We start from the raw sequence: 24,112 nt of genomic DNA on the forward strand, positions 1-24,112 counted from the left end.
GCAGTCATGCTGCTATGCAGCATAGCCTGTTTTTCCTTCCTCCGCTCTCCTGACGGGGCGTGTCACTGGGTCTCATCGGCCTGGGTCTCATGGTGGCCAATCCGGAACAGCAGGGCATACAGCACCGGCACGGCGACCAGCGTCAGGATCGAGGCGAACGCCAGGCCGCCCATGATGGTCACCGCCATGCTATTGAAGAAGGCATCGGTGAGCAGTGGCAGCATGCCGAGGATGGTGGTGCCGGCGGCCAGGAATACCGGCCGCAGTCGACTCACGCTGGCATCGGTCAGCGCGCTTAGGCGCGCCTTGCCCGAGGCGATCTGATCGTCGATCTCATCGACCAGCACGATGGCGTTTTTCATCAGCATCCCCGACAGGCTAAGCATGCCGAGCAGGGCGGTGAAGGAGAACGGCAGGCCGGTTGCCAGCAGACCGATGACCACCCCGCACACCGACATCGGGACGACCAGCCAGATGATCAGCGGCTGTCTGAGCTTGCCGAACAGCAGTATCGACGTCAGCAGCATGACCAGCAGGCTGATGGGCAACTGGGTGGCCAGCGATGCCTGGGCTTGGCTGGAGTCCTCGTGTTCGCCGCCCCACTCCAACTGATAGCCGGGAGGAAGAGGTATGGACTCGATTTCGCCGCGAATGCTGGCCAAGGCAGCGTTGGCGGTGTAGCCCTCGGCAGGATCGGCCTGTGCAGTGAGCGTTCGCACCCGGTTGTGGCGCATGATCAGCGCCTCTTCGCTGCGGGTTTCAAAGGCGTCGACGACCTGAGTGATGGGGATAAAGCGTTGTTCAGTGCCGCTCCAGACCATGCGGTCGGCGAGCCTGGCGACGTCATGCCGCTCGTTTTGTGGTGGCCGGGCGACGATGGGGATTAGGTTGTCGCCCTCGCGGTAGGTGCCGGCCCGAATGCCCGCAGAGGCGAACTGCAGCGTCTGGGCGATATCGTCGCGATTGATGCCGGCGATGCGGGCGCGCTCTTCATTGATCCTCGGTGCCACCACCAGCTCCTGCTCGCGCCAGCTGTGACGCACGTCGATCAGCGTCGGGTCGGCGCGCATGCGGCGCTGCGCTTCTTCGCTAAGTTCGCGCAGCACTTGCGGGTCGTGGCCCTTGAAGCGCGCCTCGATGTTGGCCCCGTCACCCGGGCCAAACTGCAGCCGCTGGGTACGAACGTCGGCATCGGGATAGGTCTCGCTCAGCTCGCGGTAGACCGTGCGGTCGAGATCGGGAATCTTGTCCAGGCTTTCGGCGCGGATGATGAACTGCGCATAGGCGGGGTTGGGCTGCTCCGGCGCGTAGGTCAGCATGAAGCGCGTGGCACCCTGGCCGATGAAGGTCGAGACCGACTCAATGCCCTGCTGCGTTTGCAGGTAGGCCTCGATCTCCATGGCATCGCGCTGGGTGGCACGGATGTCGCTGCCCTGGGGAAGTGTGTAGTTGACGTAGAACAGCGGCGTATTGGAGTCGGGAAAGAACGACTGCGGTATGCTGCCGAAGGCCCACATGCAGGTCCCGGTGACAATCACCAGCGCTGAGATGGTCAAGCTGCGGGCGCGCAGCGCTAGCCCTAGGCAGCGGCGGTAAAGACGGTAGAACAGGCCTTGGTAGGGGGCGCCCTCGCTGCTCCCGACTTTGCGCAGCAAGTAGTAGCCGAACAGCGGGGTGACGGTGATGGCGAGCAGCCAGCTGAGCAGCAGCGACACCAGGATCACCATGAACAGCGAGAACATGAACTCGCCGGTGACGTCATCCGACAGGCCAATGCCGGAGAATGCCATGATGCCGATGACGGTGGCGCCGAGCAGTGGCAACTGGGTGCGCCTGGCGGCCTGGCCGGCGGCCTCCCGGGCCGACATGCCGCGCTTGATATTGATTAGCATGCCCTCGGCGACCACGATGGCGTTATCGACCAGCATGCCCATGGCAATGATCAGCGCCCCCAGCGAAATGCGCTCCATTTCGAGGCCGAGCAGGCCCATGAACAGCAGGGTGCCGAGTACCGTCAGCAGCAGCGTGGAGCCGACCACCACGCCGACGCGCCAGCCCATGAACAGGCATAGCACACCGATCACGATCGCCACCGACATGGCGAGATTGATCAGGAAATCGTTGATCGCCTGGTCGACGACGCGGTGCTGCTCGTAGATAGGTGACAGCTCCACGCCCAGCGGGATACGGCCCTCCAGGGCGTCGATATGGGCCTCGACCGCTTCGCCCACCTCGATGATGTTCTCGGTCTCGATGCCCGCCACCGCCAGCGTGAAGGCCTGCTCTCCGTTATGACGTATGAGGTGACTGGGCACCTCAGTGGGTTGGCGATAGACGTTGGCGATATCCACCAGCGAGATCTGCTCGGTGGTGCCGGGGCGACCCACCCGTAGCGCTTCGATGGCTTCCACGCTGTCTACCTGAGAGCGCGCCACGATGCGTACGTGACGGTCGTCGACGCGCAGTGAGCCGGCGTCTTCGACGCTGTTCTCGGTCTGCACGGTGTTGACCAGCTGATCGATCGGAAGGCCCAGCGTCGTGAGGCGCTCGTTGGGGATGTCGATATACAGGGTCTCGTCACGCAGCCCCGCGGTGGTGACCCGCGCAACGCCGGGCACGGTGAGCAGTTCGCGCTGCAACAAGCGCGCGATATCGCTGACCTCGCTTTCGTCGTAGCCGTCGGCGGTCACCGCATAGAACAGCCCATAGACCTCGCCGAAGTCGTCGTTGACCCGTGACGGCGAGGCGCCATCGGGCAGCTGATCCTGGGTATCGTTGACCTTGCGCCGCAGCTCGTCCCAGATCTGCGGCAGTTCATGGCCGCGATAGGTGGACTTGACCTCGACTTCGATCTCGGAGCGCCCGGGCATCGAGGTCGACTCGATGACATCGATCTGCTGCATCTCCTGAATCGCCCGCTCGAGCCGCTCGGTGACCTCCTCCTCGACCTCCTGGGCGGTGGCGCCGGGATACTGGGTGTTGATGATGGCATTGGGGATGGTGAATGAGGGGTCCTCGAGCTTGCCTACGCTGTTGAACCCCCACAGGCCGCCCAGCAGGCATACGATGACGATCAGCCAGGGATAGAGAGGCCGGTCGATGGCGTGTCTAGCGATTTCCATGCGGCGCTCCTAGAGGGCTTCTTCCATGGGCCTGACCCGCATGCCATCGCGCAGCGCATGCACCCCGGCGGCGACGATGGTGTCGCCCACGTCGAGTCCCGACAGCACGGCGATATGACGGTCCTGCATCTCGCCAACGACGACTGGCTGCGGGTGGACCGTCCCGTCGTCGGCCGTGTAGCGCCAGACGCGGAAGTCGCCGTTGCTGTCCTTGGCGATGGCGCTGACGGGCACCACGACACCGGGTGGCTCGACGACCTCGCGCGGCGACACGCTGACGCTGGCGGTCATGCCCGGTAGGGCGATTACGGCATCCTGGTCGCGGAAGGCCAGGGCGACTTCGTAGGTCTGGGCGACCTCGTCAGGCTCGGTGACGTGCTCGCGGTAAACCAGCGGCAGCCGCTGGCCGGGCATCGAGACCAGCTGCGCCTCCAGATCGAAGCGCTCTGGCTCATCGATATAGCGGATCAGCCCTTCCGGAATGTTGATCCTGACGCGTAGCTCGCCAACATCCTGCACCCGCACGATGTCCGTGTTGGGCTGTACATTGGTGTGATTGTCGACCATGCGGCGGGTGATCAACGCATCAAAGGGCGCTTCGATCACGCTGTAAGAGAGTTCCTGACGGGCGTTGTCGAGCTGCACCTCGGTCAACCTATACTGGGTCTCGGCTTCTTCAAAGACCGAGCGCGACACCGCGTTCTGCTCGAGCAGGTTGCGCTGGCGTGACAGCGTGCTGGTGGCCTGCTGATGCTCGGCCTCGGCACGACGCACCGCCAGCTGATAGTCGGTGGGGTCGAGCCGGGCAATCGTTTCGCCCTGGGCAATGACGGTGCCGGGCGTGGCCGGCAGCTCGCTCAGCTGACCGCCGACGCGAAACGACAGATCCACGGTCTGGCGTGCCTCCACCCGGCCGATGAAGCGACGGCTAGGCAGCTGCTGTGCAGTGGATACGTCCACCAGCTTGACGACCCGTGCGGTGTCGGAGCGCGCGGGGTCTTCGCTGCCGCAGCCGGATACGCCCAGTGCAACGATCAGCATGAGGCTCCAGGCGGATTTCATCGCTACCTCCTTGTAGATGCCGTGGTCGATGATAGCTGCCAATATACCTGAATGATGCAGCTATAATTCAAACGTTTGTACCTGAATCGTCCGCGCCGCAGAACCGGTGAATTGCCAGGCGGCGATCAGCCTCAGAAACATTCGCGATTGTATGTTAGGTTGTTGCCAGTTTCCAGCTATCCTGTGCTGCATTGCGTCATCACTGGTAGCGAATGGGATCGATGCTTGACCTCAATTATGGTTGAGGTATTAGCCTTGCGCGCGGTTGCGTTGTTCACGTTTCTCGAGTAAGCACAAGACTTCCATACATACATGAATGTAACTATAATGCGCACCTTTCCCGGTGGCTCGAGGATGGAGCCACTTATACGTTTCACACCTGGAGGCACCACATGCAATCGGCATCTCGAGCGGTCGCGACCCCGATGCGAACCCTGCTGCTGGCAGGCCTGGTCAGCCTGGGCCTGACGGCCTGTGGCCAGAACGGTGATGAAGAGGGGCCGCCGGGTGGCGGTGCCGAGGGGCAGCCGCCGACGACGGTATCGGTGATCAGTGTCGACCCGCGCGACGTTGAGGTGGTGCAGGAGTACGCCGGACGCGCCCGCGGCTCGCGTGACGTAGAAGTGCGCGCCCGCGTCGAGGGAATTCTCGAGGAGCGGCTCTACACCGAAGGGCAGGTAGTCGATGAAGGCGATGCGCTGTTTCGCATCGACCCTGAGCCCTATGAGATCGCTCTGCGCCGTGCCGAGGCCGAGCGCGCCAATGCCCAGGCCGACCTTAACCAGGCTCGCCGCGAGTGGCAGCGGATTTCGTCGCTGTTCGACCAGAACGCGGTCAGTGAGCGCGAACGCGATACCGCGCTGTCGGGGCGTGAACTGGCTGAGGCGCGCTATGCGCTGGCGGAAGCCGGCGTCGCCGATGCTCAGCTCAACCTCGACTATACCGAGGTCACCGCACCGCTGGCCGGTGTTACCGGGCTCGAGAGCCTGCCCGAAGGCAGTCTCATCGAGCGCGGTACCTTGCTGACCAGCGTGACCCAGCAGGATCCCATTCATGTGCGTTTCTCACTGCCCGAGAACGATGCCGCCCTGCAGCGTACGGCGCGTCGGGCGATGGCCGCCAACGGCGATGAGTCGCCGCGCCAGGCAGCATTGATCCTGCCCGATGGCAGCGATTACGACCATGCCGGCCAGGTCGACTTCACCGACAGCACCATCGATCCCCGCACCGGCAGCGTCTCGGCGCGTGCGGTGTTCCCCAATGTCGAGGGCGAGGTGGTGCCTGGGCAGTTCGTGCGCGTGCGGGTGGTGGTGCAGACCCTCGAGGGTGCTTTCCTGATTCCCCCCCAATCGGTGGGGCAGGGCAGCGAGGGCCCCCAGGTGTTCGTGGTCGACGACGAGGACAAGGCACGCTCGCGCACTGTGCAACTGGGACCGGTACAGCAGGGCCAGCAGATCGTCATTGACGGCCTCGAGCCCGGCGATCGCGTGGTGGTCAACGGCCAGGTTGCCCTGCAGGACGGCATGGATGTCTCTGCGTCCGAGGTCGAGGACGACGAGGAGGCCGCCGAAGAGGCCGAGCAATCGGCGTTCGACGCCGAACAGCAAGTCCCCGATGACGAGGAGGCGTGATGCTCAGGTTCTTCATCGACCGGCCGATCTTCGCCTCGGTCATCTCCATTGTCATTGTGCTGGCCGGCCTGGCGGCGCTGCGCGCGCTGCCGGTGGAGCAGTATCCTGACGTAGTGCCACCACAGATCGTGGTGCAGGCCAACTACCCCGGCGCCAGCGCCGAGGTGCTGTCCGAGGCGGTGGCGGCACCGCTCGAGCAGGAGATCAACGGCGTCGACGACATGATCTACATGGAGTCGAGTGCCACCGATGCGGGCAGTCTGCAGATCACCGTGTCGTTCGAGATGGGTACTGACCCCGACCAGGCTGCGATCAACGTCAACAACCGCGTACAGGCAGGCCTGGCACGCGTGCCGCAGCAGGTTCGCGACCAGGGCGTCCGGGTCGAGGCACGCTCCACCAATATCCTGATGGTACCGGTGATGTACTCGCCGGACGGTAGCCAGGATCCGCTGTTCATCTCCAACTATGCGCTGCTCAACGTGCTTGACGAGCTGGTGCGGATTCCCGGTGTCGGCGATGCCTCGCTGTTCGGCGCCCAGGACTACTCGATGCGGGTGTGGCTGTCGCCGGACAAGCTGTCGCAGTTTGATCTGACACCCAGCGATGTGGCCGGGGCGATCCGCGAACAGAACGCCCAGTTCGCCGCCGGCCAGCTGGGCGCCGAGCCCTCGGTGGACGACCAGGCGTTCACCTTTACGGTGACTACCCGTGGGCAGCTTTCCGATCCAGCAGAGTTCGAGAACATCATCCTGCGCGCCGACGAGGATGGCGGCAGCCTGCGCCTGGGCGACGTGGCGAGAGCTGAGCTAGGCGCCCAGAACTATGCTTTCTCGGCGACCTACAACGGCCAGAATGCGGTGCCCATGGGGATCTACCTGCAGCCCGGCGCCAACGCCCTGGAAACCGCCGATGCGGTGCGCGATGCACTGGATGATATCGCCACGCGGTTCCCTGAGGGGGTCGAATACACCATCCCCTACGACACCACCGAGTTCGTCGAGATCTCGATCCAGGAAGTCTTCATCACCCTGCTGGTCGCGGTGGCGCTGGTCGTGGTAGTGACCTTCCTGTTCTTGCAGCACCTGCGTGCCACGCTGATTCCGGTGGCGGCGATTCCGGTGTCGCTGATCGGCACCTTCGCCGGCATGCTGGCGCTGGGTTTCTCGGTCAATCTGCTGACGCTGTTTGGATTGGTGCTGTCGATCGGCATCGTGGTCGATAACGCTATCATCGTGCTCGAGAACGTCGACCGGCTGATGCGCGAGAAGGGCATGGAAGCTCGCGAGGCCTCGATCAAGACCATGCACCAGGTGTCTGGGGCGGTGCTCTCCTCGACCCTGGTGCTGGTGGCGGTATTTGCGCCGGTGACCTTCCTCGGCGGCCTTACCGGTGAGCTCTACCGCCAGTTCGCGGTGACCATCGCGATTTCGGTGGTGGTGTCTGGCGTGGTGGCGCTGACCCTCACCCCCGCTATGTGTGCGCTGCTGCTGGATGGCCAGAAGCACAAGGTGGCCAAGCCCTTCGAACTCTTCAACCGTGGCTTCGAAAAGCTCACCAACGGCTTCACCTGGCTGGTGCATAAGCTGCTGCGTCATGCGCTGATCGGCTGCGTGCTGTTCATCGGCGTGCTGGCCGTGACGCTGTTCTCGATGAGCCGCATGGCCCCGGGCCTGGTGCCCCAGGAGGACCAAGGCGTGGCGCTGGTGGTCTATCAGTTGCCGGCGGTTTCGGCACTGTCGCGTACCGAGAGCGTGCGTGATCAGGTCTCGGCGATGCTCACCGACATGGACGAAGTCGACCAGTTCACCAGCTTCGCCGGCTTTGACATCATCGCCGGCTCGCTGCGCAGCAATGCCGGTGTCGGCTTCGCCAACCTCGCCGACTGGAGCGAGCGGACCGGGGAGGGGCAGGACGCCGCCTCGCTGGCGGGACGGATCATGGGCATGGGCGCCGGGATTCCTGAAGCCAACGTGCTGGCCTTCACACCGCCGCCGATTCAGGGGCTTTCACTGACCGGCGGGGTTGAGGGGTATCTCGAGGTGCGCGGTGACAGCACCCCGGATGAGATCGCCGAGATAGCTCAGCGACTGGCTGCGGCTGCCAATGAACGCCCCGAGCTGGTCAATGCGCGGACCACCCTGGACACCAGCATTCCGCGTTATCACGCCGAGGTCGATCGCGAAAAAGCGCGCGCCATGGGCGTGCCGATCAACCAGATCTTCGAGACCATGCAGAGCACCTTCGGCTCTCTCTACGTCAACGACTTCACCCTGGCCGGGCGCAACTGGCAGGTGAACCTGCAGTCGGAGGCGGAGTTCCGTGGGCAGCCGGAGGATCTGAACAAGGTCTTTGTACGTTCCGAGAGCGGTGAGATGCTGCCGCTGTCGACCCTGGTGACGCTGGAGCGTACTCCGGGACCGGATATCATCAACCGTTTCAACGTCAACAGCGCCGCCAAGTTCCTCGCCGATGCTGCGCCGGGCTACACCACCGGTCAGGCCAAGGAGGCGATGGATGCGGTGGCTGCCGAGGTGCTCACCGACGGCAATACGTCGCTTGGCTGGACCGGCGAAGCCTATCAGCTGGATGCCGCGGCGGGGGCCGGTGGCCTGGCCTTCGGCCTGGGCCTGGTGATGGTGTTCCTGATTCTGGCCGCCCAGTACGAGCGCTGGACGCTGCCGCTGGCGGTGGCCTCGGCGGTGCCGTTCGGGGTGCTCGGGGCGTCGCTGGCGGCGATGCTGCGCGGCTTCCCCAATGACATCTACTTCCAGGTTGGCCTGCTGGTGCTGATCGGCCTGGCGGCCAAGAACGCGATCCTGATCGTCGAGTTCGCCGCCCAGAACCGGCGCACGGGGATGTCCTCTTTCGACGCCGCCATGGCCGCCGCCCAGCAGCGTTTCCGCGCTATCATCATGACCGCGCTGACCTTCATCATTGGCACCCTGCCGCTGGTGTTTGCCAGCGGTGCCGGGGCCGCCAGTCGTCAGGAGATAGGCACCGTGGTGGTGGGCGGCATGATCTTCGCCAGTACCCTGGCGCTGCTGTTCGTGCCACTCTTCTATAAATTGATGGATGATCTGGGCTCGCGTCGACGTGAGCGCCGTGCCCATCGTCTCGAGCAGGGAGAGCAGAAGCATGTCTGATCCCAACCTCGCCTCACTGCGGCGCATTACGCGTCTGGCGGTACCGCTGGTTTTCGCCGCCGTGCTGGCCGGCTGCGCTGTCGGGCCCGACTATCGGGCCCCGGACATCGCCCTGCCCGACGAGTGGCCGGAGCACGTGCTGCTGGCCGAGGAGGAGCGCAGCGAGTGGCGGCACTGGTGGCGCCAGTTCGAGGATCCGCGCCTCGACGCGCTGGTCGAGCGTGCCACCGCCGAGAACCTGGATATTCGCCTGCAGCTGGCGCGCATTCAGGAGGCGCGGGCGCAGCTGGGCCTGGCCCAGGCTGAGCAGCTGCCCTCGGTGGGTGCACAGGCCGAGGCCGCTCGCGACCGCACGCCGGCTACGGCCTCGCCGTTTGGCGTCGAGTCCACCGACAATACCTTTTCGGTGGCCGGCCAACTGAGCTACGAGATCGACCTTTGGGGGCGCCTGGCGCGCGAGCGCGAGGCCTCCGAGGCGCTGCTTGAGGAGAGCGTGTTCGCTCACGATGCGGTGCGCTTGAACGTGATCACCGACGTGGTGGCGACCTACTTCGACCTCAAGAGCGCCGAGCAGCAGCGGCGCATCACCGAGAGTACCCTGGAGTCGCGGGAGGAGACCTTCCGCCTCGAGCAGATCCGCTTCGACTCCGGCGAGACCGACGAGCTGGCGCTGCGCCAGGCGCAGTCGGAGCTCGAGACCACTCGTGCCCAGCTGCCGGCTCAGGTGCAGCGCGTGCGCTCCCTGGAGGGCGCATTGGCGGCATTAGTGGGGCTATCGCCGGCGGAGCTGTTCGATGAGCTCGACTTCGGCGACACCCGCCTCGACGATATCGCGCTGCCCACTGGCGTGCCGACCATGCTGCCGTCGAGCCTGCTCGAGCGGCGCCCTGACATTCGTTCTGCCGAGGCCGGTCTGGTCGCCGCCAATGCGGGTATCGGTGTCGCCGAGGCCAGCCGGCTGCCGAGTCTCAACCTCAGCGGGCTGATCGGCACCGCGGCCGGCGACACCAGCAGCCTGTTCACCTCAGCGGCCCAGACCTGGGGATTGGGTGCCACGGTGATGGGGCCGATCTTTGATTTTGGCCGCTCGCGTTCGCGCATCGATACCGCCGAGGCGCTGGCCGAGCAGGCCGAGCAGCAGTATCGGGCAACCGTGAACATGGCCTTCAACGAGGTGCGTGATGCCCTGGTCAGCTACGAGACCAGCGGCGAACGGGTCGAGGCGACCCGACAGCAGGTCGAGGCGATCCGGCGCACCCAGGAACTGGCCGAGGTACGCTATCGCGAGGGCTTCGTTGGCTTCATCGAAGTGCTCGATGCCCAGCGTGCGCTGCTGTCTGCCGAGCTGGCGCTGGCCGAAGCGGTACGCGATCGGCTGACCGCTACCGCGACGCTGTTCAAGGCGCTGGGCGGCGGCTGGGAGAGTGATTTGCCGGGTGAGCAGCCCCGCGACGCATGACGCTGCGTCAGACCCCAACGTCACAGGCCGCCTCTCGGGGCGGCCTGTGGCGTTCTGAGGTGGGGGAGGTTAGCGTCGCATCATGCGCAGCAGCGTCCCCAGCAGTTCCTCGCCGCGTTCGCGAATCGAATAGCGCTCGGGGTCGCGTAACCAGTCGTGGAAGAGTCCTCCCAGGGTTGCCTGGAGCATTAGCGCTGCCGTTTCGGGCGTAAGGTCGGCGCGCAGCTGGCCGAGCTCATGGGCACGCTGGAGCTGTTGGCAGATCTCGATGTGACACTCTTCGGCCAAGCGGTTCTGCATCTCCAGCGGATTGATGTCGCTGAAGAATTCGCAGCGGTGCAGCAGAATCGCGTGGACCCGGTGGCTGCTGGGCTGCTCGAGCCTGATGAAGCCGTTGTCGAACGCCACGCGCAGCGCTTCCAGCGGGTCGTCGAGTAGGTGCGGGTGGTGCAGGGTATCGACCAGCTCCTCGAACGGCATGCGCACGCGTTCTATCAGCGCCATGAACAGGTCGGCCTTGTTCTTGAAGTGCCAGTAGAGGGCGCCGCGGGTCATTCCGGCGTGACGGGCGATCTGCTCCAGCGAAGTCCGCGCCACGCCGTGATCAAAGAAGACTTCCTCGGCGGCATCCAACAGGGCTTCACGGGTGGCTTCTGCTTCGGCTTTGGTTCGTCTGGCCATGTAGCGGCATTCTCGCAACGGTTACGGTCGTGGGTGGATTATACCGCAATGGCAGCTTACTTACATTCATGACTGTATAAGCGTTATCTCTCCTCAGTAAGATTCGCCAAGTACCGGCTGGCGAGGTATAACAGGCGGCATCGTTTTTCTTGCACAGGATATGCGCATGGCTCGCGCGCCCTTTGAAATTGCTGGTACCCGCATCGCTGCTGGCGCTCGGTTGCAGATCGATGTGCCGGTGGCACGGCTGTATACCCATGCGCCGTTACATATTCCCGTCGAGGTGGTGCATGGCCGCCAGGACGGGCCGGTACTGCTGGTGTGCGGTGGCATCCACGGCGACGAGATCAACGGCGTCGAAATCGTGCGCCGTCTGCTACGTTCCAAGCAGCTACATCGGCTGCGTGGCACGCTGATTGCCGCGCCGATAGTCAATGTCTTTGGTTTCGTGCAGCACAGCCGCTACCTGCCCGACCGGCGTGACCTCAACCGTTGCTTCCCAGGCAGCGAGGCGGGCTCGTTGGGCGGCCGGGTGGCGGCGTTGTTCCGCGAGCAGATCGTCGATCACGCCACTCATATCATCGATCTCCACACTGGCGCGATTCACCGCACCAACCTGCCGCAGATCCGCGCCCAACTGAAAACGCACCCCGAGACCGAGGCCATGGCCGAGGCGTTTGGCGCGCCGGTGATCCTCAACGCCGAGCTGCGCGAGGGTAGCCTGCGCCACTATGCTCAGAATCGTGGCGTACCGGTGCTGACCTACGAGGCCGGTGAGGCACTGCGCTTCGATGAGTGGGCCATTGCCCCCGGGGTGCGCGGCGTGCTGCGCGTGATGCGGCGCATCGGCATGCTGACCGGCGAGCACCGCCGGCGGCGCCCGCCTGCCGCCGAGTTGGCCAATGGCTCGAGCTGGGCGCGGGCACCCATCGACGGCATCCTGCGTCCGCGAGTGCGGCTCGGTGCGCGGGTCGCCAAGGGGCAGGTACTGGGCCTGGTGGCGGACCCATTCGGCAACGCTGAGGGCGAAGTGGTGGCGATGGCCGACGGCATTGTGATCGGCATGAGCAATCTGCCGCTGGCCAATGAGGGCGAGGCGCTGTTCCATGTGGCGCGCTTCGATGCCATCGAGGAGGCCGAAAGCGCGGTGGAGTTGTTCCAGTCGGACTATGACCCGCAACCGGATCCTGCCAAGTAATCGGCTCAGGCGCTGAGCGGGGTAGGCTCCGGCACCAGACTGAGCGCGTCATCGAACACCCGCAGGCAGGCGCCGTCGAGGTGGCCGTGCTCGGAGAGATGGCGACGGAAGCGACGCCCCCCCGGCTGGCCCTGAAACAGCCCCAGCAGGTGGCGGGTGATGTGATTGAGCTTGGCACCTTTTTCCAGGCGACGGGCGATATAGGGGCGAAACGCCCGCGCAGCGGCGTGGCGACTGGTCGCCGGGCCGGCCATGCCATACAGCGTCTCGTCCACGCCGGCCAGTAGCCAGGGGTTCTGATACGCCTCGCGGCCGACCATCACGCTATCCACTCGATCCAGATGCTCCCGGCACTCATCGAGCGTCTTGATACCGCCGTTGATGCCGATATGCAGCGCGGGATGCTGCTGTTTCAGGCGCTGCACCCGCGGGTAGTTGAGCGGCGGCACGTCGCGATTCTCCTTGGGTGAAAGCCCCTGCAGCCAGGCCTTGCGCGCATGCACGATAAACACCTCGCAGCCGGCGTCCGCTACCGTGGCAATAAAGCGCGCCAGGTCTGCGTCCTCGTCCTGATCGTCGATACCGATGCGGCACTTGACCGTAACCGGAATCGACACCGCTGACTGCATCGCCTTGATCGCCGCCGCTACTCGCTCGGGATATGCCATCAGGCAGGCGCCAATCAGGTTGTTCTGCACCCGATCGCTGGGACAGCCGACGTTGAGATTGACCTCATCGTACCCCCATGTCTCGGCGATCGCCGCACACTCGGCAAGCTCGCCGGGGTCGCTGCCGCCCAGTTGCAGTGCCAGCGGGTGCTCGACCTTATCGAAGCCGAGGAAGCGCTCCCGCGGGCTGCCATGGATCAGCGCGCCGGTGGTGACCATTTCGGTATACAGCAGCGCGCGACGCGTCAGCGTCCTGGCAAACGCGCGGTAGTCGCGGGTAGTCCAATCCATCATCGGCGCGACGGAGAAGGTTCGGTCTAGCTTGGGCATCGGGCGTCACGGGTTGGGCAGAAAAGGGAGGGCATTCTATCAAGACGAGCCGATGGCTTACCATCTATGGCGACCGTCGTGCCCGTTGTCTTTCATCTCACGGCGTGGCGTACTTCGATGCGAACCAATGAAAAATTAGTGTACTAGGCATTGATATGTGTATAGGAGTGGTATAGCTTTAATGGCGTGACACATGGGTCACACCTTGTGACCCGAGCGGCTTACTCTCCCCGTCTGGAGTCGTTCGGGCCACGATGCAGCTCCGGCTGCATTTCTCGACAGAGAAGTCCGTTGCTAGCCCCCGTCCCGGGGGCTTTTTTTGTGAAGATCCTCTCCCATCTGAACCCGGCGTGGCCGTGGCTATCCAAGTCAGCGATATCAGAGTGAGGCGATGTGCCCCGCACCCGACAGGTGGTAGGGTTTGATCAGGATGCACAGTGGGAGGAAACGCATGACGCTGCAGCGGGCTTTTCAGGTAATGGGTGTGGTGCTGGTAGGGCTCATGCTACTCGGGTGTGGCAGTGATGGCGAAACCGAGGACGACGAGCCTGCGGGTGAAGAGCAGCAAGCCATGGGAGCCAGCGTGGATGACCAGCAGAGTGAAGCTACGTCTGACGTGCCAGTGATGAGCGAGGCGGTGGTGATCGAGACCGAGGCACGTCTGGATAATCGCCGTCAGATGCAGGTCAGCGGTACGACCAATCTGCCCGAGGGGGCGCAGTTGCAGGTGATGGTGGAGCGCGAGTCGAGCCGGGTGCGCTGGCGCTCGCGTGTGAATGTGAGCGCTGAGGGTGATTTCGAGGCTGGCCCATTCGGCCCCGGCAGCGGCCTACCAGACGGCATGTACCTGATTGAGGTCAGTATGCCGCCGGCCAATGTACAGCCTGCATCGGTGCGTGAACGCATCGGCGAGCGCGGTGAGCATCTCGAGGGGGAGCTGGTGCGGGAGGCCAACCATGGCCTCGGCTATGAAGTGCGCTATCGCTCACAGATCGAATTGGGTGACCAGCGGAGTATTCGCTATATCGATGGCAGCTAGTAATACTGCACTTGGTCGTGTTCAGGCACGCCAGCGGGCCTGAATCTTGCCATATAGGCGCAGGCTGGCATCGGCGATCGCCGCCTCGTCCGGGGATTGCCGGTCGCGCAGCAGCAGCAGTTCGCCGGTGGGGCCCTGCTGTAGCTGGCGTATCAACAGCTGTTGCTGATACTCGACCAGGTAGAGACCAGCTCGCTGAAAGGTGGACACAGGCGTGATGGCGGCCAGGTCGCCTGCCGCCAGATAGTCGATCTGCTCTCCTGGGCCGGGCGTGACCAAGTAACATTCCGCGCCCAGGTTCGCATCGCCGAGTAGCTCAGCCGGCAGGCTGACGTGCTGGCGGGGATGCGGCTGCCAGGGGGCGGGTGGCGTGGCTGTCAGAGGAAATACCCGAGCCGTGTCAGGCGCGCTTTCGCTGAGCAATTCACCCAGCGGGCAGCCGAAGGCACCGGCCAGCGCAACCAGCCGCTCGTGGCCAATCTGGCGAATAGCGCCAGACTCCCAATACGAGATGGTGACATCGGACACGCCGACCAATCTCGCCAGCGCGGCCTTGTTGAGGCCGGCCTCGAGTCGTAGTTGTTTGATTCTGGGCCCGAGAGCTTGCATACCGTTTTCCGTCGCTGATTGGCCAATGATGCTCGGCCAAGCGCTAGCTGCGGGCAATGCAGACGAGTCAACGTTGCAGTAACGCTTGGTTGTCTTGTTGACCACAATACCAGTCAGCGAATTCCTCGGCGGGCAGTGGCCGAGCGAAATAATACCCTTGCGCGGCCTCGCAGCCCATCCTGGCCAGCATGGCGGCTTGTTCGGTGGTCTCGATGCCTTCAGCCACCACATTGCAGCCAAAGCCATGGGCCATGGCGATCACGGTCGCCGCCAGGTTGCGGTCCTCGGCGCTGCTTTCCAGGTCGTAGACGAAGGCGCGGTCGATCTTGAGCGTGGCTACTGGCAGCGTCTTGAGGTAGGCCAGTGACGAGTAGCCGGTACCGAAGTCGTCGATAGCTACCTTGATGCCGGCACTGGCCAGGCGGGTGAGCAAGCGCCTGGCCAGTCCCACGTCGAGCATCAGTCCTGACTCGGTGACCTCCAGGCTCAGTCGCCGAGTCGGCAGGCCCAGGTCTTCGAAGCGGTTCAGCAGGCGCTCGGCAAAGTCGCGACGGCCGAGCTGGCGGGCGGCAATATTGACGGCTATTTCGAAGTTGTCCTCAGCACCTGGCAGCTGCTGCCAGGCCACTGCCTGGCGCATGGCCTCGTCGATTACCCAATCGCCAATGGCCAGGATATCGCCGCTGGCCTCGGCCAGTGGGATGAACTCGGCAGGGGAGATGGCGCCAAGCTCAGGGTGCTGCCAACGCAGCAGCGCTTCGGCGCCGATCGGACGGCCGCTGGCCAGGTCGACCTTGGGCTGATAGACGAGCTGCAGTTCACCACGCTGCGCTGCCCCTTTGAGCGCCTGCTGCAGCCGCAGTCGCTGCAGTTGGGAACTCTCCAGCGCAGGGCTGTGCTGGCGAATGCGTGAGCCAGGCAGATTGGGGAGTGCCAGTGCGGCCATATGCACCAGGCGCTCCGGGTCGGAGATGTGCTGGGTGGCGTAGCTAATGCCAATTCGTGCCTCTACCCTCAGCAGCAGCTCGTCAAGGGCCAGATCCTGGTCAAGCAGTGCCAGCAAGCGTTGTGCAAGGCCGTGTAGCGCCGTTTTTGAATGTGGCGCTCGGTCGACGACCAGCAGTTCGCTACCGCCCCAGAGGCCGATGCACTGGTGGGCGCTGAGTAGGGCCTCGATACGACGTCCCACCAGGCGCAGGAAGCCTTCCGAGGTGGCATAGCCGTGCAGACGAATGATGTCATCGAGCCCGTCGAGACTGATGAACAGCAGCCCGATCGAGTGGTGGGCAATGGCACCGTCGCGCAGCACCTGCAGCAACCCCCGGCGGTTGGGTAGTTGGGTGATGGGGTCGGTGCGCGACTGCTGCTCGATGGCCTGGGTGCGCTTAGCCACCAGTCGTTCGAGTACCTCGGCCTGCTTGTCACGGACATCGAAACGGTGCTGGACGAAGAGGGTATTGCGAATCCGCTGGAGTACTTCGTCGTGCTGGAAGGGCTTGGTCAAGAAGTCGCGCACGCCGAGGTCCAGGGCGCGGTAGCGGGTTTCATCGTCGACCTGGGCAGTGAGTACGATCACCGCTGGAGCGTGCTCTCCATAAGTCTGCTGGAGCTGCTCGATCACCGCATGGCCGTTCAGGTAGGGCATGCGGATATCGAGCAGGACCAGATCGGGTTTGCACGCTTCGCAGCGGGCAATGACCTGGCGTGAGTCGGTGATTCCCTCGAGGTTGTCGAAGCCGTGGTCGTCGAGCAGATCGAGCAGCATTTCGACGTTGATCGGATTGTCGTCGACAACCAGCAGGCGTTTGCTTTCTACGTTCATGACTCGGCTATTCCTGATGCTTTCCGGTGGCGAGCTGTCGTGCAATTTCGCGGCGTAGCTGCTCAACGTCGATCGGCTTGGTTAGATAGGCGGCAAATCCCGCGCGCAGGGCTCGGCGGATATCCGACGCCTGGGCGTTGGCCGAGACCGCGACCACCGGGATATCGCGGGTCGGCGTATGCCGCTGGAGTAAACGGTAGGCTTCGAGACCGCTCATTCCGGGCAGGTCGATGTCCATCAGAATCAGCACCGGTGGCTGGTGGCGTGTCAGCTCGAGGCCGATTTCGGCGGAGGCGGCGGTGACCAGTTCGAGACCCAGATGGTCGTGGAAGACATCGTCCATCAGCCGCTGATTGGCCGGATTGTCCTCGATATAGAGAATCCGTTGGTGCGGGTGAATGTTGACGCTGGTAGTGGCGTCGTGGCGTGGCGTGTTGCTGGCCTGGTGTCCGCTGCTGACCGGCAGCTCGAACCAGAAGCGGCTGCCCTGCTCGGGTTCGCTCTCGACTCCCAGACTGCCCGCCATGCGCTCGACAAGCTCCTTGGTCAGGGCCAGGCCGATCCCGGTGCCCTCGATGGCGGAGTCCTCGGCATCGAGGCGGTTGAACGGCTCGAACAGCTCGCGTTGGCGCTCGGGTGCAACGCCGATCCCGGTATCGCTGACCACCACGCGCACGTACTCGCCGTACGACTCGGTATGCACATGCACCCGACCACCCGGATGATTGTATTTGATAGCGTTGGACAGCAGGTTGAGCAGTACCTGCTTGACCCGAGTGTAGTCGGCATGCACCGCCAGCATGCTGTCCGGCACGGTCTTGTCGAGATGGATACCCACCGCCGTGGCAGAGGCGTCGAGGGTCTCGGTGGCGTCCCGAATAACGTCGTCAAGCAGGATGTCCTCCAGCGACAGATGCAGATGACCGGCCTCGATCTTGGCCAGATCGAGGACCTCATTGATCAGGCTGAGCAGATGATCGCCGCTCTTCTGGATCTGCTGCACCTGGCGTAGCTGACGTTCATTGAGCGGCGACTTGCGACCGCTGGCGAGCAGCTGGGCGAAGCCGATGATGGCATTCAGCGGCGTGCGTAGCTCATGGCTCATCGATGACAAAAAGTCGCTCTTGGCGCGGTTGGCGTGTTCGGCCTGGTCGCGGGCCTGGGAGAGTTCGCGGGTATGGCGATAGAGGTTAATCAGCAGCGAGCAGGTGGCGGTAAAGGGCTGCAGCCACTCGAGGGTATCCTGATCGTAGGCGCTATGCCCATTCGAGATGGCATACATCCCGATTACCTTGTCACCGTCAAGGATGGGCACCCCGAGATAGTTGTGCAGCGGCGGGTGGCCGGGCGGGAAGCCGCCGCGATGCGGGTGCTTGGGTAGATCATTGGTGAGCACGGTCTCGCCGTAGGCGAAGACCCGACCGAGCAGGCTGTCGGGGTTGGTCAGCAGCATGTCCCCGGAGCGCAGCTTTTCCATCAGCCGTCGCGACTCGTCGCTCCACGACAGGTCGGTGATGGCATGAATCTTGAGCGCCGGTGCCTGGCGTTTAGGGAGCACCTCGCCGATCAGCGCATAGTCGCTGTCGGTGAGTTCGCGCAGCGCCTCCATCAGGAAGGTCCACAGCCGGTCGCCGGAGATCAGTGCCTGGTAGTCGGTAATGCCCTGGTGCAGGATCTTGAGCAGCGACGCCTGGCGGTGCGATTCGGTGATGTCATGGGCGACGCTGACCACCCCGCTGGGCTGCTCCTGGTCATTCTGCAACGGCGACTTGGTGACGCTGAATCGCCGGCCCGCGATTGGTGGCAGGGCAACGCGCTGGGTACGGTTCTCGGCGATGACCTGGGCATCGGCATCGCGGAGTATGTTTACTACCTCCATCGGCAGATAGTCGGCAATGTCGAAATCGCCGCGCTGTTCGGGTGTCATCGATGCCACCAGCGCACGGTAGTCGTCGGCCGTGATGCCCAACAACTGATAGCAGGCCTGGTTGGCGATCAGGTAGCGGCCGCGACGGTCACGGGCATAGATGGGGTCACGGCTGCCTTGCAGGATCGAGCTCAGTAGCCCTGACAGCTGCTGGCTGCGGCACTGCTCTTCCTGCTCCTGCTGGCGCAGAGCGTGCAGTCGCAGCAGTTCCTCGGCCTGGGTGGCGAGGCGCGTGAGACGGCGCTGCTGAGCCATGTCGAGGCCGCGTGGCCGGGTATCGATCAGGCACAGGGTGCCAATCGCATGGCCGTCGAGGGGCCGCAGCGGGAAGCCGGCATAGAAGCGAATGAACGGCTCGCCGGTAACCAGCGGGTTATCGGCAAAGTCGGGATGTTCGAGGGTATCTTCGATGATCAGCGGCGCATTGGCCACTATCGCATGCCCGCAGAAGGAGATGTCGCGGTGTGTTTCGCGCGTGCCAAGTCCGTTGCATGACTTGAACCACTGGCGTTGCTCGTCGACTAGCGAGACCAGAGCGATGGGCACGTTGAACAGATCGCGGGCGAGGTCGGTGAGGGTGTCGAAGCCCTCGTCTGCTGGGGTGTCTAGCAGCTTGAGCGAGTGAAGGGCAGCGAGCCGCAGCGCTTCGTCTTCGGGGGATTCTGGCGGGCGCATGGGCTCTCCTGTCGACTCTTCCGGTTGGCCGATCAGGGATCGGCCAACCGCAACGCCGAAACTTGCGGCGTGTAGAGTGATATCGACAGTTTACCGTAATTCTTTATCCCTCAGATGCCTCTTACCCAGCCTTTGGTAGTCACTCTTCCCAGGCCAGGGGCAACAGGCTATAGGTCAGCCGCGCAGCGCCTTGAGGTCTTGCCGCGTCGGCAGGGCGGCGTAGGCGCCCGGGCGGGTCACCGCATGGGCGCCGCAGCGGCATGCGACCTCGAGGTAGTTGGTCAGACGCGCGCCATCCTGCCACCAGTGCTCATCCGGGGCCTCGGCGAGCATCGCCAGCAGACCGCCGATGAAGGCGTCACCGCCGGCGGTGGTATCCACCGCCTGGACCTGTGGTGGCGCAACCGCCAGGTGCAGCTCCGCACCGAAGGCCTCGACGCTGCCAGGGCCGTCGGTGATCACGGCAAGTTTGACCCCGGCGGCCAGGCGCTCGTTGATCCAGGCGTCAGCGGGATGGTCGGCGCGCAGGTAGTCGAGCTCATCGCGGGACAGCTTGATCAACTGGGCGCGGTCGAGCAGTTGGGTCACCAGGCTGATATCTGCGCTGCCCGTCGCCCATAGGTTATGACGCAGGTTGGCATCGACGCTGACCAGCGACCCGGCCTTGGCCGCCATATCGGCCAAGGCCAAGGTGGTATCGGCGATCTCGGGCTCGGTGAGGCTGTTGGTGCAGACGTGCACGATGGCTGGCTCGGCGAAGACGCCTGCCGGTAGGTGCTCTAGGCGATAAAGCAGGTCGGCGGCGGGGGGGCGGTAGAAGTCGAAGGTTCGCTCCCCGGCGGCATCGCGAGAGACGAAGGCCAGCGCCGTGCGCGCCGCGCGGGTGCGCACTACACCGCGAGTATCGACGCCGTGGGCGGCGAGCTCGCCAGCCAGGAAATCGCCGAAGTAGTCATCCCCCAGCATGCCCAGGAAACGGCTCGGCACGCCGAGTCGCGCGCAGGCTACCGCCACGTTGGCTGGGGCACCGCCGGCGTAGGGGGTAAAGGTCTCGTGGGTGCCAGCCTCGGCGTCACCGAGGCGACTGGAGAGCATGTCGACGAGTGCCTCGCCGAAGGCGATGACCGGCATCATGGGGAGGTCTCCTGTTTGCCGCGCTTGCCTTTGGTTTTGCCCTTGGCAGGCGTGGCGTGATCGGGGAAGTGGCGGCGTACCAACTGCAGCAGCCCCTGGGTCGAGGCATCGAAGTCGCTGGCGTTGGTGTCGATGCGCTCGCTGATCTCGCCGGCAATGCGCTTGCCGAGCTGCACGCCCCATTGGTCGAAGGAGTTGATGTTCCAGATCACTCCCTGGACGAATACCTTGTGCTCGTAGAGGGCGATCAGCGCGCCGAGGTTCTTGGGCGTCAGCTCATCCAGCAGCAGCGTGCTCGACGGACGGTTGCCGGGGCAGCTGTAGGGGTCGAGCTGGCTATGCCCGCGGGTGTCGCCCTGGCTGCCCTCCATGAAGGCGTTGGCCTGGGCCAGCATGTTGGTCAGCAGTGCGAAATGGTGGTCCTCGAAGTCGGGCTCGGGCTTGAGCGAGGCAATGAAGTCGATGGGCACGTAGCGGGTGCCCTGATGCAGCAGCTGAAAGAAGGCGTGCTGGCCGTTGGAGCCGGTCTGGCCCCAGACGATTGGCCCGGTCTTGTAGTTGACCGGATGGCCGAAAATATCCACCGACTTGCCGTTGGACTCCATGTCGAGCTGCTGGAGGAACGACGGTAGCTGATGCAGAGCCTGGTCGTAGGGCACCACGGCCTGGGTCTCGGCGCCGACGAAGTTGATGTACCAGATACCGATCAGCGCCATTAGCACTGGCATGTTCTCGGCGAAGGGCGCCTCGATGAAGTGACGGTCCATTTCATGGGCGCCCTCGAGCAGCTCCATGAAGCCCTCGAAGCCGATCGATAGCGCAATGGGGAGGCCGATGGAGGACCACATCGAGTAGCGACCGCCAACCCAGGCCCAGAACTCGAAGACATTCTCCTCGCGGATGCCGAAGTCCATGGCCGCGCGACGGTTGGTGGAGGCGGCAATGAAGTGGGCGCCGACATCGGCGTCTTCACCGGCGTTGTCGAGGAACCAGCGCCGCGCGCTCTTGGCGTTGAGCAGCGTCTCCTGGGTGGAGAAGGTCTTGGTCGAGACGATGAACAGGGTGGTGGCTGGATCGAGCCGGCTGAGTACCTTCTGGATATGGGTGCCGTCGACGTTGGAGACGAAGTGGAAGCTGAGCTCCGGATGGCGGTACTTGAGCAGCGCTCGGCAGGCCATGTTGGGGCCGAGATCCGAGCCGCCGATGCCGATGTTGACCACGTCCTTGATGCGCTTGCCGCTGTAGCCCTTCCATTCGCCGCTGCGCACCTCCTCGGAGAAGCGCTTGATCTGCTCGCGGGTGCGCTGAATCTCGGGCATCACATCCTCGCCGTCGACATAGACCGGCTCGTCGCTGAGGTTGCGCAATGCGGTGTGAAGGACCGGGCGGTCTTCGGTGACGTTGATGATATCGCCGGAGAACATCTGGGCGCGGCGCTGCACCAGCGCCGAGTGGTCGGCCAGTTCGAGCAGCTTGGCAAGCACCTGGTCGGAGACCTGGTGCTTGGAGTAGTCGAGAAACAGGCCACCGACGCGCAGGCTCATCTTCTCGAAGCGCTGCGGATCGGCGCTGAAGTAGTCACGGATGCGATCGTCGCGGGTCTTCTGGTGCAGCCGCTCGAGGGCTTGCCAGGTCACACTTCGGGTCAGTTGGAACATGCGTGTCTCCTGTTGTTGTAGGTGTCGTCGATAGGCGAGATCGGCGGCAATGTCAGAACGCTATTAGAGTGAATCGTGTCAGCTTCGCGCCCGGGATCCAGCTTAGGGCGGCGAGTCGCTCAGGCGACTCGCTCGCTACGCGCCTCCTCGAGCAGTGCGTACCAGGTGCTGCGTTCAAGCTTGAGCTTGGCGCCGGCCTTGAGCTCCTCGATGCGTTCGCCGCGCAGGGTGCCGATCACCGGCACCGGTGAGCCGGGCAGGGCGCGTAGCCAGGCCAGCGCGAGGCCGGCGGCGCTGGTCTCGAACTGCGGTGAGAGCCGTGACAGGCACTCGCCGAGGACGTCCTCGAATACCACCCCGCCACCCAGCGGTGACCACGCCAGGGGGCGCAGGCCGTCGCGGATCAGCGCATCGAACAGACCGTCGAACAGCGGCTCGGGGTGGGCCAGCGACAGCTGCAGCTGATGGCAGGTCAGGCGATGGCGCATGGTGCCCTGCAGGCGGCGCCACTGCTCGGGCAGGAAGTTGGAGACGCCGACGGCGCCGAGTTTGCCGGCATCGATAGCGGCATCCAGGGCGCCGGCGGTGGCCTCGACGTCCATCAGCGGGTCGGGGCGGTGCAGCAGAAAGTGCTCGAGGCGCGCTACGCCGAGCCGGCTCAGCGAGGCATCGATGGCGGCATTCAGGTAGGCCGGCGAGCTGTCGTAGTGCTTGACGCCGTAACTGGACGTATCGCGGCCGGGGGTGACGATCCCGGCCTTGGTGACCACCTTGACCCGAGCGGCGAGACTCGGGCGGGCGCGAAGTGCCTCGCCAAACAGCGTCTCGGCACGGCGGTCGCCGTAGATGTCGGCGTGATCGAACCAGTCGAGGCCCTGGTCGAGGCGTGCCTCGATCCAGTCGGCCAGGCGCTCGGGGGCGTGCAGCTCTTCATGCTCGTGCAGACGCATCATGCCGAGCAGGAAGGGGGTGTCAATCTGCGGGGCCTCGGGGCTGTTCATGGCTGCTCCTCCAGGCTCAGGGTGGTGCCCAGCAGGTGCTGAGCGCCGGGTACCAGCCACACCGGATCGAGGCGGGTGCAGGCGGCCTCGATGCACAGGAAGTGGCGGCCGGCATCGGCGGGGGTATCGTCGGGCAGCTCGGTATCGGGATGCCAGATCACCGTGGAGTCGCTGCCCTGCTTGGCCACGCGCAGGCGACGGTTGCCGTCGTCGAGTACCACCTCGCGGTTGGAGTGATAGATGCGGTCCAGCGACCCGCGGACGCCTAGCTCGCCCTGCTGGTCGCACTCGGCGAAGCCGGCCAGCTTGTCCAGGTAGCGGGCGCCGGCCAGCCCTTCGACGCGGCAGCCGTGCACGTCGCCGACGGCGAAGTAGCTGTGCAGTGCGGCGCTGAACTTGACCGGTGTCTCGCCGCGATGCTCGGTGACCAGCTCGACGTGCAGTCGCTGAGCGTTGGCCTGGATCACTGCCCGCGGGGCCAGCTGGCTGTGCAGGCGTTCGGCCGGTGAAAGGTGCAGCTCGACGCCGCCGTCGTGCTCGTCGACGGCTTCCAGGATCCAACTGGCCTTGCGTGCCGGGCCGTGCATCGGCCCCGAACGGTCCGGCGACTCATCGGCGGTGTGTTCGTCGGCAAACCACGGCCAGCACAGCGGAATCCCACCGCGAATCGCCCCAGGCAGATCCTGCGGGGTGGGCGTTACCCATAGCCAGCCGCCTGCGTCGGCGCAGCGAGAGCCTTCAGCTGTCGCGGTTTCGGGCGACGGTAGAGAGCCTTCAGCTGTCGCGGTTTCGGGCGACGGGAGAAAGTGTAATACCTGAGCACCCTGCAGCGAGACCGCCAGCTCGCCCCAGGGCTCGTTGGCCAGCCATACCTCACGGCCGGCCCATTCGGTATGGCGCTGGCCTTGGGTGTCGTCGAGCAGTGCGCGCAGCGACTCGGGGATCATGCC

At 64.5% G+C, this 24,112-nt stretch carries 16 protein-coding genes; 5 read left to right on the forward strand and 11 right to left on the reverse strand.

Annotated elements, in window-relative coordinates:
- Window positions 1-62: 62 nt before the first annotated feature.
- Together BLT16_RS02755 and BLT16_RS02760 are read right to left on the reverse strand one after the other, a co-directional pair.
- Complete coding sequence (locus tag BLT16_RS02755) at window positions 63-3,122, reverse strand: efflux RND transporter permease subunit (protein WP_089657001.1); 3,060 nt, start codon at window positions 3,120-3,122, stop codon at window positions 63-65.
- 9 nt (window positions 3,123-3,131) lie between these two features.
- On the reverse strand, window positions 3,132-4,184 hold the full coding sequence (locus tag BLT16_RS02760) for an efflux RND transporter periplasmic adaptor subunit (RefSeq protein WP_089657002.1): 1,053 nt from the start codon (window positions 4,182-4,184) through the stop codon (window positions 3,132-3,134).
- Between the two features lie 392 nt (window positions 4,185-4,576).
- Here BLT16_RS02760 and BLT16_RS02765 point away from each other — a divergent pair, with 392 nt between their 5' ends.
- From BLT16_RS02765 to BLT16_RS02775, 3 genes are read left to right on the forward strand one after another with little or no spacing between them, the layout of a single operon-like run.
- The gene (locus tag BLT16_RS02765) at window positions 4,577-5,815 is read left to right on the forward strand and encodes an efflux RND transporter periplasmic adaptor subunit (RefSeq protein WP_089657003.1); all 1,239 of its coding nucleotides are present in this window, start codon (window positions 4,577-4,579) and stop codon (window positions 5,813-5,815) included.
- Window positions 5,815-8,961: an efflux RND transporter permease subunit gene (locus BLT16_RS02770; protein WP_089657004.1), complete on the forward strand. Its 3,147-nt coding sequence runs from the start codon at window positions 5,815-5,817 to the stop codon at window positions 8,959-8,961. Before BLT16_RS02765 ends, BLT16_RS02770 begins: the two co-directional genes overlap by 1 nt.
- Window positions 8,954-10,420: an efflux transporter outer membrane subunit gene (locus tag BLT16_RS02775; protein ID WP_089657005.1), complete on the forward strand. Its 1,467-nt coding sequence runs from the start codon at window positions 8,954-8,956 to the stop codon at window positions 10,418-10,420. Before BLT16_RS02770 ends, BLT16_RS02775 begins: the two co-directional genes overlap by 8 nt.
- Window positions 10,421-10,489: 69 nt before the next feature.
- On the opposite strand, the gene BLT16_RS02780 is transcribed toward BLT16_RS02775, so the two are convergent.
- The gene (locus tag BLT16_RS02780; protein ID WP_089657006.1) at window positions 10,490-11,101 is read right to left on the reverse strand and encodes a TetR family transcriptional regulator; all 612 of its coding nucleotides are present in this window, start codon (window positions 11,099-11,101) and stop codon (window positions 10,490-10,492) included.
- Between the two features lie 166 nt (window positions 11,102-11,267).
- On the opposite strand from BLT16_RS02780, the gene BLT16_RS02785 reads away from it, so the two are divergent.
- Window positions 11,268-12,299, forward strand: a complete 1,032-nt coding sequence (locus tag BLT16_RS02785; RefSeq protein ID WP_089657007.1) for a succinylglutamate desuccinylase/aspartoacylase family protein — start codon at window positions 11,268-11,270, stop codon at window positions 12,297-12,299.
- A gap of 5 nt (window positions 12,300-12,304) precedes the next feature.
- Here the strand turns inward: BLT16_RS02785 and dusA are convergent, their stop codons facing one another.
- Window positions 12,305-13,297 carry a tRNA dihydrouridine(20/20a) synthase DusA gene (dusA, locus tag BLT16_RS02790; protein ID WP_089657008.1) on the reverse strand — a complete coding sequence of 331 codons (993 nt, stop codon included), beginning with the start codon at window positions 13,295-13,297 and terminating at the stop codon, window positions 12,305-12,307.
- A gap of 451 nt (window positions 13,298-13,748) precedes the next feature.
- Between dusA and BLT16_RS02795 the strand changes: the two genes are divergently transcribed.
- Window positions 13,749-14,336, forward strand: a complete 588-nt coding sequence (locus BLT16_RS02795; protein WP_089657009.1) for a hypothetical protein — start codon at window positions 13,749-13,751, stop codon at window positions 14,334-14,336.
- Between the two features lie 21 nt (window positions 14,337-14,357).
- On the opposite strand, the gene BLT16_RS02800 is transcribed toward BLT16_RS02795, so the two are convergent.
- From BLT16_RS02800 to BLT16_RS02830, 7 genes are all read right to left on the reverse strand, one after another.
- Entirely contained in the window at window positions 14,358-14,945 is a 588-nt protein-coding gene (locus tag BLT16_RS02800) for a helix-turn-helix domain-containing protein (protein ID WP_089657010.1), read from the reverse strand.
- A 67-nt stretch (window positions 14,946-15,012) separates the two neighbouring features.
- Window positions 15,013-16,767 (reverse strand): putative bifunctional diguanylate cyclase/phosphodiesterase, encoded by a 1,755-nt coding sequence (locus tag BLT16_RS02805; protein ID WP_089657011.1) that lies wholly within the window; start codon window positions 16,765-16,767, stop codon window positions 15,013-15,015.
- A gap of 7 nt (window positions 16,768-16,774) precedes the next feature.
- Window positions 16,775-19,369: a GAF domain-containing protein gene (locus BLT16_RS02810; protein WP_089657012.1), complete on the reverse strand. Its 2,595-nt coding sequence runs from the start codon at window positions 19,367-19,369 to the stop codon at window positions 16,775-16,777.
- Between the two features lie 174 nt (window positions 19,370-19,543).
- Window positions 19,544-20,503 (reverse strand): carbohydrate kinase family protein, encoded by a 960-nt coding sequence (locus BLT16_RS02815; RefSeq protein WP_089657013.1) that lies wholly within the window; start codon window positions 20,501-20,503, stop codon window positions 19,544-19,546.
- The gene (gene pgi, locus BLT16_RS02820; RefSeq protein ID WP_089657014.1) at window positions 20,500-22,161 is read right to left on the reverse strand and encodes a glucose-6-phosphate isomerase; all 1,662 of its coding nucleotides are present in this window, start codon (window positions 22,159-22,161) and stop codon (window positions 20,500-20,502) included. Before pgi ends, BLT16_RS02815 begins: the two co-directional genes overlap by 4 nt.
- Window positions 22,162-22,280: 119 nt before the next feature.
- Window positions 22,281-23,162 (reverse strand): aldo/keto reductase, encoded by an 882-nt coding sequence (locus tag BLT16_RS02825; protein ID WP_218124396.1) that lies wholly within the window; start codon window positions 23,160-23,162, stop codon window positions 22,281-22,283.
- Window positions 23,159-24,109: a D-hexose-6-phosphate mutarotase gene (locus BLT16_RS02830; RefSeq protein WP_089657015.1), complete on the reverse strand. Its 951-nt coding sequence runs from the start codon at window positions 24,107-24,109 to the stop codon at window positions 23,159-23,161. Before BLT16_RS02830 ends, BLT16_RS02825 begins: the two co-directional genes overlap by 4 nt.
- Between the last annotated feature and the right edge of the window lie 3 nt (window positions 24,110-24,112).

It is taken from the genome of Franzmannia pantelleriensis, assembly GCF_900102875.1.
GTDB classification, from domain to species: domain Bacteria; phylum Pseudomonadota; class Gammaproteobacteria; order Pseudomonadales; family Halomonadaceae; genus Franzmannia; species Franzmannia pantelleriensis.

Coding starts and splice junctions, on each gene's coding strand:
- BLT16_RS02755 (WP_089657001.1), bottom strand. CDS start 3,122: ATGGAAATCGCTAGACACGCCATCGACCGGCCTCTCTATCCCTGGCTG.
- BLT16_RS02760 (WP_089657002.1), bottom strand. CDS start 4,184: ATGAAATCCGCCTGGAGCCTCATGCTGATCGTTGCACTGGGCGTATCC.
- BLT16_RS02765 (WP_089657003.1), top strand. CDS start 4,577: ATGCAATCGGCATCTCGAGCGGTCGCGACCCCGATGCGAACCCTGCTG.
- BLT16_RS02770 (WP_089657004.1), top strand. CDS start 5,815: ATGCTCAGGTTCTTCATCGACCGGCCGATCTTCGCCTCGGTCATCTCC.
- BLT16_RS02775 (WP_089657005.1), top strand. CDS start 8,954: ATGTCTGATCCCAACCTCGCCTCACTGCGGCGCATTACGCGTCTGGCG.
- BLT16_RS02780 (WP_089657006.1), bottom strand. CDS start 11,101: ATGGCCAGACGAACCAAAGCCGAAGCAGAAGCCACCCGTGAAGCCCTG.
- BLT16_RS02785 (WP_089657007.1), top strand. CDS start 11,268: ATGGCTCGCGCGCCCTTTGAAATTGCTGGTACCCGCATCGCTGCTGGC.
- dusA (WP_089657008.1), bottom strand. CDS start 13,297: ATGCCCAAGCTAGACCGAACCTTCTCCGTCGCGCCGATGATGGATTGG.
- BLT16_RS02795 (WP_089657009.1), top strand. CDS start 13,749: ATGACGCTGCAGCGGGCTTTTCAGGTAATGGGTGTGGTGCTGGTAGGG.
- BLT16_RS02800 (WP_089657010.1), bottom strand. CDS start 14,945: ATGCAAGCTCTCGGGCCCAGAATCAAACAACTACGACTCGAGGCCGGC.
- BLT16_RS02805 (WP_089657011.1), bottom strand. CDS start 16,767: ATGAACGTAGAAAGCAAACGCCTGCTGGTTGTCGACGACAATCCGATC.
- BLT16_RS02810 (WP_089657012.1), bottom strand. CDS start 19,369: ATGCGCCCGCCAGAATCCCCCGAAGACGAAGCGCTGCGGCTCGCTGCC.
- BLT16_RS02815 (WP_089657013.1), bottom strand. CDS start 20,503: ATGATGCCGGTCATCGCCTTCGGCGAGGCACTCGTCGACATGCTCTCC.
- pgi (WP_089657014.1), bottom strand. CDS start 22,161: ATGTTCCAACTGACCCGAAGTGTGACCTGGCAAGCCCTCGAGCGGCTG.
- BLT16_RS02825 (WP_218124396.1), bottom strand. CDS start 23,162: ATGAACAGCCCCGAGGCCCCGCAGATTGACACCCCCTTCCTGCTCGGC.
- BLT16_RS02830 (WP_089657015.1), bottom strand. CDS start 24,109: ATGATCCCCGAGTCGCTGCGCGCACTGCTCGACGACACCCAAGGCCAG.